Source organism: Bacillus haynesii, from assembly GCF_001969855.1.
GTDB lineage: Bacteria > Bacillota > Bacilli > Bacillales > Bacillaceae > Bacillus > Bacillus haynesii.
In genome coordinates, this window is sequence record NZ_MRBL01000036.1 from 13,548 (window position 1) to 28,231 (window position 14,684).

The following is a 14,684-nucleotide window of genomic DNA, read 5'->3' on the forward strand; positions in this document are numbered from 1 at the left end:
TTGACACTACATTTATAAACCCAATTGAAAGCAAAACGGCTGTTACGGCCAAAGATGTTGTTAGTGCTTTAAACTTCAACTTCATACAAACAATCCCCCCGCTGTGTTTGTTTTCTTGCCTCCTCTACTTTTAAAAAGTAGAGAGATGACATTTCAAAACATTCATTCTCATGATAGTATTTAGCCACGTCTAGTGACATATCCTCTACATCAGGAAACATTTTTTTTGATTCTAAATGAAGTAAGCAATGATCAATTTTTTGGGTGTCAGGGCCATCTAAATAAAGACCTTTTAAAAATTCAAATTTTAGGCTATAAATTGAGTCGCCAACATCATTTGAATGCTCACACCCTTCATCAAAAAAGAGTTGAGCTTTCTTCTTGTTTTTTTGTTTGAAATGAATTTGTGTCATTAAAAAGTATGCTTGCGGGAGGGATTTAATGAAGCCCTCTTCTTTAAAAATTGAAATTGCTTTTTGAAAATGATCCACTGACTGCTCGTACAGATCCTGATTGTAATAACAAACGCCGATGTTATAAAGCGCTCGGGCAATCATTGGTTTGTTTTTTTCTTCTTCAGCCATTTCTAAGGCTTTCTTTAAATGAAGCACTGCTTTTTCATACCTGTTTGCATCGATCCAGTTCCCAGCCATTATTGTGTGACACTGGATAATTCTCAAATTGTATGTTTCTTGTTCTTTATATCTCTCCAGAGCTTTTTGTGCATAGTGCATCGAAAAATATGTCTGTTTCATGTAGTAATAGACCTCTGCAATTTTAAAGAAAAACTCCGCTTTTTCCACTTCGTCTTCTACAAGAGCAAGTTTGTTCTCTGCCTGTTTATAGTAAGTAATGGCGGCTATGTATTCTCTTTTCTCATTTTCATACATACCACGGAAAAAATTATAATAGTATTCGAGGATGCCTTTTAAGCGAGTCTGTTTGTTGTCTATATTGTGCAACAATTCTGAAATCGATGGGCGTGAAAAAGAATTTTCGCTTGGTGCAATGTACTCAAGCATAATGCGATGCCTAAATTCCATTAAAGAGTAATATAAAAGCAAATCTTGGTCTTCTTCCATTTCTTGAATATCTCGTTCGACCTCTGCCTTTAAAATTTCGGCATCAGGTACACTAAAAATCCTTATATACCTATACCATTCATTTATCTTCACTCCGACAGCCGCTGACGAAATTTTTTCAGTCAAATTGATAGCCCCTCCCTAGGATACCCTTTTCCATTTTCATACTTTCTTGTATTTTACAAAAAAGATGAGTTTTTGACAATCGTTTTATATTGTTGACACAATTCAACACCAATAGTTTCTTTGACCTAATCACTTTGATTCATTTTCATAGGTGATCAGGATTTATTCACCAATTCTTTTCTATAAAGTGGTAAAATATTTCGAGGTATGTCACTTTAGTATTAGAGGAGAATGCTATGAAGACTCTTGATGTTCAGGCGTTGCACAAAGCCATTGATCAAACGCTGGAACAATTAAAACATCAATTAGACGAATTCGCCAAAGTCAAAAAGGCCGTTGACAGCATCACATCACTTGATGATGCTTTAAAAGGAAAAGGCGGCGACGCGATCCGCGCCTTTTACGAGGAATGTCACACCCCTTTTCTACAGTTTTATGACAGTTTCATAGAGGAATACAGTTCTACGCTGAAAAAAATGAAAAGCGCGCTGAATTCCCTGGAACCCAACCATAACGGATTTATTTCTCAATCCTTTCTCGAACACGAGTTGGAGAATGGCTTAAATGCCGCTGATCGCACAACAAAAAATTTGGTTTCTAAGACCAACACCACGATCGCAAAAGTCAGCCATATCGTTGATTTACCGGATTTGAATGACAACGGTTTTCATGAACAAAATCAGAAAGCAATAAAGGAAATCAGCACGACACTTGAAAAGCTGCATGCGTTTGACCGCGAGCAAACAAACGCCCTTAAAACCGCTGAAAACGACCTGGAAACGATGCAGAGGTACATAAGCCGGCTTGAAAAAATGTACACAGGGCCTAAAATTGAAATTACCGGCTATCAAAAAGGCACGATTTTAAAGCCGGATGAGATGGATGCTTTGCGTGGTGGCCAAGACACCGCGATGGGCGTTATGTTGGATAAGCTGGATAAGAGATCGAAGCTTGAAAAAGAAGTTAGCGAAGTTAGCAAACAGGATAATAAAATTGCTAAACTCAAGAAGAAGCTTGATGATTATAATTTTTCAACGGCTTCAGAGTTTTATGAGATGGCTACGGAAATTGGCTACGAAAACCTTTCCCCTTGGCAACAACGGTATTTCAATCAAATTGAAGGTGCTCGTGATTTTGGCAACGCAATTAAAGGAAGTGCTGAAGGACTCAAAAATGCAGTTGTCGACACTGCTGTAGGCCTATGGGACATGGTCGTTCACGCAGACGAAACGATTGAGGGCATTAACTTTACGCTTCATCATCCTGATGTCACATTCAATATTATGAAAAAAGGAATTGAAGACTCGTATCAACGAGATGTCGTCAATGGTGATTCTTACACCCAAGCCAGATGGTTTAGCTATGCCATTGGAATGGTCGGTACATCGATTGTTGGCTCTAAAGGCGTTGACAAAGCAGCAAAAGCCGCCAAAGCGGGGAAGGTAGGGCAGGTCGCTGCCAAAGCAACTAAAGCTTCTAAAAAAGTATCGAAACAAGCTTTGGAAAAAAGCGTAGCGTCTTTCAAGAAATCGATGCAAAGGGTCGCTTCAAACATAAAAGGAATTCAAATACACAACCCTTTTGCGCCGCAAGTTCAGTTTGCAGGTGGGGGTAAAGTCCCTTATCATGCACTTAATGGGGAGCATATAAAAGACAGTCTTATTCAGTTTGCGAAGAAAGTTTCTGATATAAGCAGAAAACCGTTTACAGGAAAAAATATAAAAGTACCTTGGTTAAATAAAGAAAGATTTGGCGCAGTAGAAATAGAAGGAGAAGTAAATGCAGCCGGAAAAAACAAGAATATTAACCGAAGAGTTTATACACTTAAGGAAATTGACATAAACCAAAAGGACCGAAAAGGGAAAACCAACCTTCAGCGAATGAAAAAAGGAAATGCCCCTTATGCTAAAGATGGAACACTAGTCAACCTTCATCATTTAATTCAAGAAGAGCCAGGTCCAATGGTTGAAATCCCTTCCTCAGTACATCAGAACAATTTTAAAGTTCTACACGGTCTGAAAAAAGGTGGCGAGAGTTTTAGGAACGATAAAGAACTCCGGCTACAATATAACAACTTTAGAAAAAGGTATTGGAAATGGAGAGCAGAACAGTTTGAAAATTAAATTTGGTAGGTGAATAAAATGGATTACTCAAAAGTTCAAAATTTCATTGAAAAATATGCAGAAGAGGATGATTTTACAGGTGGCGTGAGTGAAAATAAGATAGCTGATATCGAGCATCACCTCAATGTTGTTCTTCCCGAAAGTTATAAATGGTTTTTAAAAAACTATGGCTCAGGTGGAATTTTCGGTGTGGAAATAATCGGATATGACCTTGAGGGGGCCTATGTTGTAGAGCAAACTGAGGACTATAGGAAATATTATGATTTACCCGATGGGATAGTTGTAATAGAGTATGTTGATGAGTTCGCCTATTGCCTCGATACAAATAAAATGGAAGACGGAGAGTGTCCTGTAATTGTATGGGCTAATGACGCAGGTTACGGAGATGTTGTTGCAAATAATTTTCTAGAGTTTTTCATGGAAGACCTGAAGGAGTCTAAAGAAAACTGGGAAGAAGACGAAGAGTGGGACGATGAAGAATAATTTAATATATTCAAGCACTTAATCTCTGATTGAGTGCTTTTTTTATGTTCCAATCCGATAAAAATCCGACAAAAAGGGGGATAAAATGGGGGACTTTTTCTATTCTACTTTGTCATACGATAGAGACAAGAAAAACGAACGTGAATATCGAGTCCAAGAAGGAGAGCCTGCGGACACTGATCTTTTGCACACGGATGTTGTGCAGCTGATTGGTGGCCGCTTTTTTATTGGCCAGAATGGGAGACGCACCTTTCCCTTATCAAGTGTGCACCCGGATGTATCGAATGATGATGAAGGTCGTCAGCTTCACAGGAGGAGCGGCTGGAGTCTATGCAGGATTGCGCGCGATAGTCACGGGGAACGCAAGCGGTGAGATCCCGTTTTTGCACAGGAAGTCATTTTCTTCACATGGCTCCTTGAAATCTTAGCGTCCTCCTGGAGATTTGCTGGAGCCATTTCAATAAAAAAAGCGAATAGCGCAAGGTGGTGTTTATTCGGTAAGGAGAAATGAGTATGAAATTAAGAGATTTATTGTCTGTTGATGATAAAAAGAAACTGAATGCTTGCGCTGCTGAAAATGAGCAGCTTTCCAGAAAAGACTGGGAAGAGATTATGGGGATTCAGAAGGACACATACAGAAAGGTAAATGGCCGGATTAGGCGGAAAATTTGATTTTAATGTTGTGTTAGTAACTGATGACTTTTATTCGACAAGTTTTGCAAAGGGTTCTATTAGAAAATCAATTGTCCGATAATAATGGTGGGAGGGAATAACATGAATCTAGAAAAAGCAAAACAAACTGTAAAGGAATTAAACAATTTTATTAAGCTTACAGAAGAGTGTGATGCAGATACATTTGAAAAGAAAGTCATTAAAGAGTATGCTATCCACGGAAATGTAAGTAAAGTAGCGAAAGTTTTTAATGATCAAGGGATTAAAATTGGAAATAGGAAAGTAATCTCTAACGATATTTCTCAGGTTATTATGTCTAAACCCCACCTAAATGAATTACATGTGATTGTACAAAAAATATTTACTCGTAATAAAAAAAGAATGCCATATTAATCAAGGTCAAAAAGTTATTTTTTATAGAGAGGAGAGATATCCAATATTGGGTATCTCATTTTTGTTTGCGTTAATAAGGTTATGATAGCTAATTTGCGCTTCTTTATTAGGGGGGAAAGTTACCAGTGAAAATTGAAAAAATAAAAATAGAGAAAATCAACCCGGCTCCGTATAATCCCCGGATCGATCTGCAGCCAGGAGATTCTGAATACGAAGCACTGAAACAATCTATGAAACGTTTTGGCACAGTCGAACCATTAGTCTGGAATGAGAGAACTGGGAACCTTGTTGGCGGTCACCAACGTTTTAAGATCCTCATGGAAAAAAAGCCGAGGACCCTTCTGGTGTCAGTTGTAAATCTGGATCAAGCTGAGGAAAAAGCGCTCAACCTGGCTTTAAATAAGATCAGCGGCGATTGGGATGATTACAAACTTGAACAGGTTTTAGAAGACCTGCAGCACAATAATTTTGATCTATCCCTTACAGGCTTCTCAGAAAGTGAAATAGATGAAATCTTGAGAGAGCTGGCTGAGCATGAAGGAAACGGAGGAAAAATCAATGACAGCCAAGAATTAGACCTGGATGATTATGAAGATGATCATTTCCAACATACCTGCCCGAAATGCGGATTTTCATTTAATGAATAGGTGATTACATGAAAAAGAAAGAGTACCGTTGGAAGTTGGCCGATTTAAAAAACGTCAAGAAAAATGGCCTTAAAGTATTCAGTACATTCTCTTGCGGCGGGGGTTCATCTATGGGCTATAAGCTCGCGGGCTACGACCTTTTGGGAAATTGTGAGATCGATTCACAAATGATGCAGATTTACAGGAAGAATCATAATCCGAAATATCCTTTTCTTATGGACATCAGAGACTTTAACAAAATGGAAAATCTGCCTGATGAATTGTTCGATTTAGATATTTTTGATGGTTCACCGCCATGCAGCGTGTTTTCTATTGCGGGTGATCGGGAAAAGGCCTGGGGAAAAGAAAAAGCCTTTCGTGAAGGACAGGCCAAACAGTCACTTGATGATCTATTTTTTCATTACCTTGATGCTGTTGAAAGGCTGCGGCCAAAAATCTTTGTGGCCGAGAATGTCAAAGGAATGGTCAGTGGAAATGCAAAAGGTTATGTGAAGCTGGTGATTGAACGGGCCAAGGAAATTGGATATGATGTTCAACTGTTCTTGTTGAATGCTGCCACAATGGGAGTCCCGCAACGTAGAGAGCGGGTCTTTTTTATTGGCAGGAGAAAAGATTTGAACCTTCCTCAGTTAAAGCTCTCGTTTAATGAGCGTCCTATACCTTATAAAGAATTTAGGAGCGGGCGGGGTTCCAGGTTAAAGGAGAATACAAAAACGTATAAGAGGTGGGTGAAGAGAAGGCCGTCAGATAACAATATAGGTGATATCACGAAAAGGATTGAAGGGAAAGAATCTAATTTCAATACGATTTTAGTGAAAAATAGCCTTGTCCCGCCTACTCTTGCGAGTGGTTCGGTCTTTGTCCGATATGATGAGCCCTACTATATCTCTGTACGAGATATCATTTTAATGCAATCTTTCCCACTCGATTATGATTTTATGGACGCATCTGTTCAATATGTTTGTGGGATGAGTGTTCCTCCGGTCATGATGAAAAAGATTGCAGAACAAATTTATTTACAATGGCTAAAATAGATGTGTGTCTATCTTTTAATAAACTGATTTTATTATAATAAATGAGAAATCAGTGATGTTAAGGAGAGAAGCTTAAATGAGATATAAAATAGAATTAGTTATAGACACCGTCTCACGGATTTATAATGAAGTGCTTCAGACTTTAGCAACTCATCATACTATTGGAGATCTTTTAAACTTTATAGAAGATGTTGGGTCTCTTCTTGAGAGGTTTTTGAAAGAGTCTATCTATAAAAATAAAAGAAACAAGGATAATTTCTTTAATCTTATTAATGATCTATCAAAATTTGGGCTATCTGAAGATTTGAAGTCATCATTGCACCAGTTAAGAATCCTGTACAATAATGCAAAACATAGTCCGACACCTGAGACTTCTTCAGATAAAATAATAAATATATTACAGGGAACGATGAGTTGCCTAAAAGAGATTAAAGAAAACAACTTAGGATTTGATCCTATAGTTAACACATATGAAAGAACAGTATGGATTGCTGGATGGGCTCACTATACAACGGGTGATATAGAAGTTCATATAATTATTCCGTACGATGGTGACATATATCTCCCTTCGATTGATTTCTTTAATATTAAATGGTCAGGATGGTACGAAATAATAAATAAATTTGAGACAGATGGTGACTTACTCATGGGGAAGGAGTATTTCCTAGAAAAAGTCTATTCGCAATTAGAGTCAGAAGGAGAATTTATAGATGCTGGTATCTTCAAAGGAGACTATAGGAATTTAATTCTAGAGTTATCTAAATTTGTCGATGATGGGTCTCTTCTGCCTTTTCTTCAAAGAGGTAATGATATGAGAGCTATGTTTTATGGAGTGATTTATGCAGCTTGTGAAGTTATTAATGAAAAAACATTCCTAAGAGAGAAAACAGATGAATTTCAACAATCTATACAACTTAAAGCGAGTTATAAATATGCTTGTCCGAGAAATTCTAAAATTGCACAAAAATATATAAAATCTATAGCTTATTTTTTAAAGGGATTAAAGGATGAACATAAAGAAAGAATTGAAGGACCTTTATTTTTTACACAGAGGAATTTTGAAATGAAAAAAAATGAAGCATATTTAAGAAATAAAGATCTTCCAATTATGGTTACTAATCAAGGAGAATTTATTGTTGAGATAATTTGATAATAATTTAGAAAGAGGGTGCTGAACACACCCTCCCTTACCTAAGGGCATCACCCTGGTAAGAGCGTGATGAAGACGCGGCCGCGTTTCGTGGGAAAATCACGCTCTCATCTCTATTCTATTGGAGGACCAGGCAAATGGCAATAGAAAATACAAACATACGTTCTTGTGGCGATGAAGAAAAAGAAGAACTGCTTCTCCTTCATAGTGCTGAATTGCTTGAAAACATCAGTCAATCTAAAGAGAAATACCGAAAAATTATTCAGGCAGGTATCACCCAATGGGTCAAAGATTTTCAAAGCGGCCATATTAAGGTGAACACTGTTGAAGATTTAAAAAAGCTCATCGAGCTCGATATACAGCTTCAGAAAGATGAAGAAATTTAAAAACAAACTCAAACTCAATTCAGGTTGCGGAGGTGGGTGAAATGTAATGGCGAGACCGCGTGATCCAAGACGTGACGAAGCGTTCCGTTTATGGAAAGAAAGCAACGGAACCAAGAAATTAAAAGACATCGCGGATGAATTGGGCGTCTCAAGCAGCACCGTCCGCAAGTGGAAAGCAACAGATAAATGGGAAGAAAAATTCAAAGGGAGCGCTCCTAAATCGAATGGGAGCGCTCCTTTTCGTCCTGGCGCTCCAATAGGGAATAAAAACGCCAAAGGGAATAAGGGCGGAAAGGCACCCCCTGGAAACGAAAATGCAAAAGGGAATAGGGGCGGTGCTGCACCAAAAGGGAATAAAAATTCCGTGCGTACCGGTGAATATGAAACGATCATGTGGGATTTTTTAAATGAGGACGAGCGACAGCTATTTGGAGAAATTGAAACTGATCCGCTCTTTCAAATTGATTTAACGATCAGGGAATTGAGCCTTCGGGAGCGGAGAATGATGCAGCGGATCAGCCGGATAGAAAACGGTCTATCTGAAAAGCAGCGACGCGTGCTGCAACAAATGCGCAAGGTGAAGGATATCGTTCAGACCCCGGATAAAAACGGACTTGTTAAGCCGGTCCCAGTCATGAATGAGCGTCTTGTCGTAACCGAAATTGAGGAAACCGAGATGCGGGTTATTGATGATATTTTGAATATCGAGGAGGCACTCACCCGGGTAACGGATAAGCGATTGAAGGCCATTCGCCAGAAATACGATATGATCCGATTAATGGATGAGCATGAATTGAAGCTCCGCGGCATCTATCTTTCCAATGAGACAAAACAGGCAGAGCTTGAACGCTTGACTGCCCGCCCTGTGGACAATTCTGTGAATATCACAATTACTCGTAAGGGTGACGGCAAATGACGGTAAAAGAAGTCAATCCGCATTTCGAAGACTTTCTTTTTGACTGGAATCAAAAATTTCAGTTGCTCGTCGGCGGTTACGGATCATCCAAAAGCTATCACATTGCTCTCAAGCTCATTTTGAAGCTTCTTGAAGAAAAACGGACAGTATTAGTCATACGTGAAGTGTATGACACTCACCGGGATTCTACATTCTCTCTTTTTGAAGAGATCATCAATGACTTAGAGATTGATCATATTGTGAGGTGTATGACATCCCCGATGCAGGTCAGGTTTCCAAATGGCAGCCGGATCATCTTCAAGGGGCTGGATAAACCGGCCAAACTGAAATCGATCAATAACATTTCGATCATTTGGATTGAGGAATGTTCAGAGGTCAAATATGAAGGCTTTAAAGAGCTTCTCGGTCGTCTGCGGCATCCTACGCTGCCGCTTCATATGATTTTTTCCACGAATCCGGTCGGGGAAGACAACTGGACGTATAAGCATTTCTTTAAAGACGATCTGAATAATCGATTTGTCCTGGATGATAAAGAGCTTTATGAAAAGCGAACGATCGTTTTAAATGACACATACTATCATCATTCCACGGCGGAAGATAATTTGTTTCTACCAGAAAGCTATGTAAGGCAGCTGGATGAACTGAAAGAATACGATCCAGACCTTTACCGCATCGCTAGGAAAGGTCATTTTGGTGTGAATGGGGTTCGGGTTTTTCCTCAGTTTGAAGAGTGGCCACACGATGAAGTGATGCAGGCCATCTCAAACATTGATCGCCCCATCAAGCGGGTAGGAATGGACTTTGGTTTTGAAGAATCCTATAATGCCGTTGTCCGGCTTGCGGTGGATCATAAGAAAAAGTACCTCTATATCTATTGGGAGTATTACAAAAGAGGAATGACGGATGACCGAACGGCAGAAGAGCTCCAAGAATTCAAGAAAACCCAGGAGTTGATCAAAGCTGATTCAGCAGAACCTAAAACGATTCAGTATTTCCGGCAGCAGGGTTTCAATATGGTGGGAGCCCATAAGTACCAGGGTTCGCGCCTGCAGTATACGAAAAAGATCAAGCGGTTTAAAAAGATTATTTGCTCCGACAAATGCAAGAACACTATTTTTGAACTCAAGCCGCTGACCTATAAAAAGGACAAGCTGGGTAATGTCATTGAAGATGAATTCAAGATCGATCCCCACACTCTTTCGGCCATCTGGTACGCTCTCGATGATTACGAGGTCACCGATCTGAAGGAGAAACCGAAAATCCGGCCGCGGCCAAATAGAGAGAGGAGGTAAAGCATGGCTCAACAATCTGTAAAAGCCACCGTGTTCAAGGCAAATACCCCAAGTGACACGACCAAACAGATTTATGAAGATCAGTTCACCTATCAAGAAAATGACATCATTGCGCCGCCTTACAATTTGAAGGAACTGAAAAGTATCGCAGAATATTCGACGATTCTGCAGCAATGCATTCATGCCTATAAGACAAATATTCTCGGCTTTGGTTTTGATGTGGAATACACCTTTGATATCAATGGGGATGATGTACAGTCTGAAAAAAAGCAGGCTGCGGAAAATGACTGGACACGGCTTGAGGAATTTATCCGCTACCTTCATTTTGACGAATCGGCCGAAATTGTTGTCGGGTATGCTATAGAAGACCGGGAGAAAACTGGGAACGGATTTCTAGAAGTCCTCCGCAACGGAGCCGGGAAACCAGCGGGAGTTGAATATCTGGACGTTAAAAACATGAGGGTGTGCCACTATACGGAGCCTATCGAAGTAGAATTCACATTTCGGGAGCACAATGAAATCAAAACGATGAAGCGGAAGAAAAGATTCCGGAAGTACGTTCAGATGGTAGATGAAAAACAGGTCTTCTTCAAGGAATACGGGGATCCGCGAATTATGAATTTGCGGACTGGCAAATATGAAGCCAACACTCCAGAGGAGCTTCAAGCTAACGAAGTCATTCACTTCAAGCTCGGCAGCGGTGCTTATGGCGTTCCCCGTTGGATTGGGCATATCGTAAATCTATACGGGGCCAGAAAAGCGGAAGAACTGAATTACATGTACTTTAAGCAAGGGCGCCATATCCCGGCAGCCATCACAGTTGAAAACGGGATGCTTTCTGAATCCTCTTATCAACAGCTTCAGGAGTACATGAATGACCTTGAAGGCACAGAAAACGCTCATAAATTCCTCCTGCTTGAAGTAGAGGGAATACCAACTGAAAAGGGCATTACCGGGGAAGAGGATGTTTCCTCGGTCAAAGTTGATATTAAGTCCCTGGGCGAAATTCTGCAGCAAGACGCCCTATTCCTTGAATATGACGAGAAAAGCAGAAGCAAGCTGCGTTCTGCCTTCCGTCTGCCGCCGCTTTATACAGGGGAAGCACACGAGTATAATAAGGCGACCGCGGACACCGCTCGAAAAATCACAGAAGAACAAGTCTTTCAGCCGGAAAGGAAGATCATAACCGGCAAACTGAATAATTTGTTTCTGTCAGATTTGAATATTTATCATGCTCAGCTTACTTTAAAAGGTCCAGACTTCCGTGATCCGATGGAGATTGCCAAAGTGTTGGGGCCTTTTATTAATGCCGGCGCAGTATCTCCCAACGATCTCCGGGATCTTGCTGGCCGTGTACTTGGGAAAACACTTGAAGAATGGCCGGAGGATGAGTACAACCGGCCGCTTGGGAAAGCTCAAAACAATTCTTCTGATTCGATGCAGGCTCTTTTTCAAAAATCAAAAGACAATCGGTCTGGGGATTTGATCATGTTGCTGAAGGATATGAGGGATGTTCTCGAGGAGCTGAAGAAAAATGAATAAGATCGATCAGCTTTTATACAGTCTGAACGCCTTTATTCAAAAAGCCGAGGAAAACAAAGAAGAAAAAATCACGGATGTTGTACCTGATTTCCCCGGCCTTTCTAAAATACCCGGTTATGTTCAGAAATATGAAAAAAAGGTCGCCAGATTGCTCAGACGCCAGCGTAAGAAGTTTTTAAATGGTCTGAGTGGTTTTGTAGGCAAAGACTCAAAAGAGACGTTAGAAGCCATTTTGATGTTTTTTACGCAGAACCTTTTTGCGGAGGATGACTTCGAGGAACAATTTCAGGAGCTGACAGCAGGTTTTCTGCAGCAGACCATTGAGGAGCTGGCTTCAGTGATCATGGATTCATTGGATCCGGAAGTCCCGTTTTAAAGCTTTATCAAATCGTGCGTCTGATTGGATTAAAGGGTGGTCTAAAAAGTTGGCCGAGATCATGAAATTAAATACTCATGAAGCAGTGGAAAATGTGCTGACAGATGCCATCAAGAACGGATCATCCATTCAGGACATTGAATTGACTCTCCGAGACATGCCGCAGTTTGATAGAGCGCGGGCCAGGACAACGGCCATAACTGAAGTGCTTGCCGCTTCCTCTGCCGCACAGCAGGAAGCATATACTCAATCACCGGCTGTCATTGCAAAAAAGTGGAAGCACAGCGGTGGAAAGAAGAACAATCCGCGTGAAAATCACATGGCTCTCGATGGAACGATCGTTGGAGTAGATGAAGAATTCAAGATTCCAGGCAGTGGGGAAACCTGTATGCATCCAAGGGATTCAAAACTATCCGCAAAAGAGCGGGTGAATTGTCATTGTGTATTAAGCCCGGTTGTTGATGACAGTATATTAAACCTAAATATTTATTCTAAAGAAAGTATTAGAAATCAAGTGCTTATTGACCTGAATAAAATAGATTTCGAAAGAAAGGATAAAATTTCTAAGGGGATTATTGTATAATAAGGCATAAAGAGTTTCATTTCATGTGAGATTGTTCGAAATATATTGTTTCGAAATCACAAAATGAATTGAATCCTGACCATTAACTAGGAGAGTGTGTATTATGCCGGATGGGTTTACCTTAAGACATGCAATAAGAAAATCATCTGCCCCAGAGCTAAATGGACTTGTTGAACGTTACAGACCTGATCAAAGAATTAACCCTAGAGAAAACAGAATAGAATTAGTTGAGGATTTAGCTAGACGTATTCCGGAAGAAGATATTGAAGAAATTGTTTTTAATAAATTTGGTGTCCCAAAAAGGCGTTATATTGCCCATATTGGAATTATAAATTTTAATTTAATTGATGAAGACGAGCTTAGGACAAATATCGATGATTTTAATATATCTAAAGATTTCAATAGGGAGCTTCCTGAATATGAACCACAAATTAAACAACAATTGGAGCTGGTAAGATATAATGATCAGGAGATTGTAGTTTATTTTAGAAGAATTGTAAAAAAGCCAGAGTATGATTTTGAAGAGATGAATTCTAAAGTAATTAGGTATCCTAAAAGTGTTCGAATTTTAATAAAGCGTGAGTTAGGGATTGTTACTATTTTCACTGGAGATAGAGATTTATTTAATGAAGCATTAACTGCATTAACTCTTGTCTTCGATCATGCAGTGAGACCTCTTGATTCAAACCAAACTGGAATTACAGATGCTCTAAGAGGAAGCTTTTCAGCACGAACGGTTAAATTTTTAGATTATATTTATCATGGTTTATCTCAGGTGGGTACTGTTGGAACCATATATCAAATCGAATTAGAAACAATACAAGGCAGTAGAGAACCCCAACAAGTCACGGTAAAGGGAGGTAGTGACCTAATCGATGATCGATCAATATGTGAATATCTTTTTTGGCACGGAAGAGATTTAGTTGGGATCAAAATGAATCTCCTCATGACTTACGGAGAAAATGAACATAGAGTTTCAGTCCAAATTGGAATAAGGAATGGAAAAACTAAGGTAGGCATTAAAAAAGAAAATTATTCAATGGAAAAAGTAAGGCATTTTTATGAAAGAATTGAAAGAAACATTGTCGACAACATAACCCAATATGGGTTAATCAATGAAGAACTAACTCATAATTTCTTAGAAACAATTAGAGCTAGAGTACCTAGAGAAGCTTTAGAATAGTAATCATAATTAAGAGGGTGTATAAAGTGGGTATCAAATATGGAGAATTTGATTTGTTAGAAGAGGCCGTCAATAACATGATCAACACCAATGCTCTCCTTATCCTTTTAAATGAAAAAGGGTTTATAACGGGTGATGAATTTACAAAAGCGAAAAAAGAAGCTATTGAAGATTTTAAATTGGATTTCCCAACACTATTTAAAATAGAGAATATTTAAGCAAGATGTTTGAATCAGTAAAGTCTTTTTTCGCTAATCCTATAACAGTTTCTATCTTAACTAGCTCTATTGTGACCATTATAATTGAAACAGTCTCAAAAAACTTAATTTCTAATTCTTTTAAAAAAAGGTTAGAAAAATATAAAGATGCTCTTAGTCAACATGCTGAAAATAGAAGGTTTGATATAGAGAGAAAAATGCATGATTTTAGTTTGTACTCTACTAAAAGACATGAACTATACCCAGAAATTTTCAAGCGTATTTTTTCTATAAATAAAAATTTGAATACCTATGAGCAAAAATCTTATCTTAGCAAAGAAATAATTAAGAGACCTTCTGATATCTTTGATTACTATGAGTCAATTGGGGTGAAAATTTCTGAAGAGATAGCAACAAAAATTGACGAAAAATGTGATGAGAAATGGTCTCTTGATCAAGATTATTGTTTACAACAAGTAAGTAGAATAATAAAAAATGA

14 protein-coding genes and 2 pseudogenes are annotated in these 14,684 nt (G+C 39.0%); 15 read left to right on the plus strand and 1 reads right to left on the minus strand.

The features are described 5' to 3' along the window. Window positions 1-68: 68 nt before the first annotated feature. A complete protein-coding gene (locus BTA31_RS20910) occupies window positions 69-1,208 on the minus strand; it encodes a response regulator aspartate phosphatase (protein ID WP_076793953.1) in 1,140 nt (379 codons plus the stop codon). A gap of 236 nt (window positions 1,209-1,444) precedes the next feature. On the opposite strand from BTA31_RS20910, the gene BTA31_RS20915 reads away from it, so the two are divergent. The 15 genes and pseudogenes from BTA31_RS20915 to BTA31_RS20985 all read left to right on the plus strand — a co-directional run. After that, entirely contained in the window at window positions 1,445-3,331 is a 1,887-nt protein-coding gene (locus BTA31_RS20915) for a T7SS effector LXG polymorphic toxin (protein WP_076793955.1), read from the plus strand. Window positions 3,332-3,349: 18 nt separating this feature from the next. Then, window positions 3,350-3,814: an SMI1/KNR4 family protein gene (locus tag BTA31_RS20920; RefSeq protein ID WP_076793958.1), complete on the plus strand. Its 465-nt coding sequence runs from the start codon at window positions 3,350-3,352 to the stop codon at window positions 3,812-3,814. 513 nt (window positions 3,815-4,327) lie between these two features. Further along, a complete protein-coding gene (locus BTA31_RS23120) occupies window positions 4,328-4,486 on the plus strand; it encodes a hypothetical protein (protein WP_167370618.1) in 159 nt (52 codons plus the stop codon). 102 nt (window positions 4,487-4,588) lie between these two features. Continuing rightward, entirely contained in the window at window positions 4,589-4,879 is a 291-nt protein-coding gene (locus tag BTA31_RS20930; protein ID WP_076793961.1) for a hypothetical protein, read from the plus strand. A 125-nt stretch (window positions 4,880-5,004) separates the two neighbouring features. After that, window positions 5,005-5,526: a ParB N-terminal domain-containing protein gene (locus tag BTA31_RS20935; protein WP_076793963.1), complete on the plus strand. Its 522-nt coding sequence runs from the start codon at window positions 5,005-5,007 to the stop codon at window positions 5,524-5,526. Window positions 5,527-5,636: 110 nt separating this feature from the next. Then, window positions 5,637-6,560: a DNA cytosine methyltransferase gene (locus tag BTA31_RS20940; RefSeq protein WP_239693255.1), complete on the plus strand. Its 924-nt coding sequence runs from the start codon at window positions 5,637-5,639 to the stop codon at window positions 6,558-6,560. Window positions 6,561-6,636: 76 nt separating this feature from the next. Further along, the gene (locus BTA31_RS20945; RefSeq protein ID WP_076793969.1) at window positions 6,637-7,710 is read left to right on the plus strand and encodes a DUF4145 domain-containing protein; all 1,074 of its coding nucleotides are present in this window, start codon (window positions 6,637-6,639) and stop codon (window positions 7,708-7,710) included. A 137-nt stretch (window positions 7,711-7,847) separates the two neighbouring features. Next, window positions 7,848-8,096, plus strand: coding sequence for a hypothetical protein (locus tag BTA31_RS20950; protein ID WP_076793971.1), 249 nt, complete (start codon window positions 7,848-7,850; stop codon window positions 8,094-8,096). Window positions 8,097-8,142: 46 nt separating this feature from the next. Beyond that, window positions 8,143-9,012: a phage terminase small subunit gene (terS, locus tag BTA31_RS20955; RefSeq protein WP_076793974.1), complete on the plus strand. Its 870-nt coding sequence runs from the start codon at window positions 8,143-8,145 to the stop codon at window positions 9,010-9,012. Then, complete coding sequence (locus BTA31_RS20960; protein WP_076793976.1) at window positions 9,009-10,304, plus strand: PBSX family phage terminase large subunit; 1,296 nt, start codon at window positions 9,009-9,011, stop codon at window positions 10,302-10,304. Before terS ends, BTA31_RS20960 begins: the two co-directional genes overlap by 4 nt. 3 nt (window positions 10,305-10,307) lie before the next feature. Further along, the gene (locus BTA31_RS20965; RefSeq protein ID WP_076793978.1) at window positions 10,308-11,846 is read left to right on the plus strand and encodes a phage portal protein; all 1,539 of its coding nucleotides are present in this window, start codon (window positions 10,308-10,310) and stop codon (window positions 11,844-11,846) included. After that, window positions 11,839-12,805, plus strand: a pseudogene (locus BTA31_RS20970) (phage minor head protein). Before BTA31_RS20965 ends, BTA31_RS20970 begins: the two are co-directional and overlap by 8 nt. Before the next feature lie 103 nt (window positions 12,806-12,908). After that, window positions 12,909-13,988: a hypothetical protein gene (locus BTA31_RS20975; RefSeq protein ID WP_076793980.1), complete on the plus strand. Its 1,080-nt coding sequence runs from the start codon at window positions 12,909-12,911 to the stop codon at window positions 13,986-13,988. A gap of 26 nt (window positions 13,989-14,014) precedes the next feature. Then, window positions 14,015-14,206: a hypothetical protein gene (locus BTA31_RS20980; RefSeq protein ID WP_076793983.1), complete on the plus strand. Its 192-nt coding sequence runs from the start codon at window positions 14,015-14,017 to the stop codon at window positions 14,204-14,206. 5 nt (window positions 14,207-14,211) lie between these two features. Next, window positions 14,212-14,684 (plus strand): annotated as a pseudogene (locus BTA31_RS20985) (hypothetical protein); the annotation flags it as partial.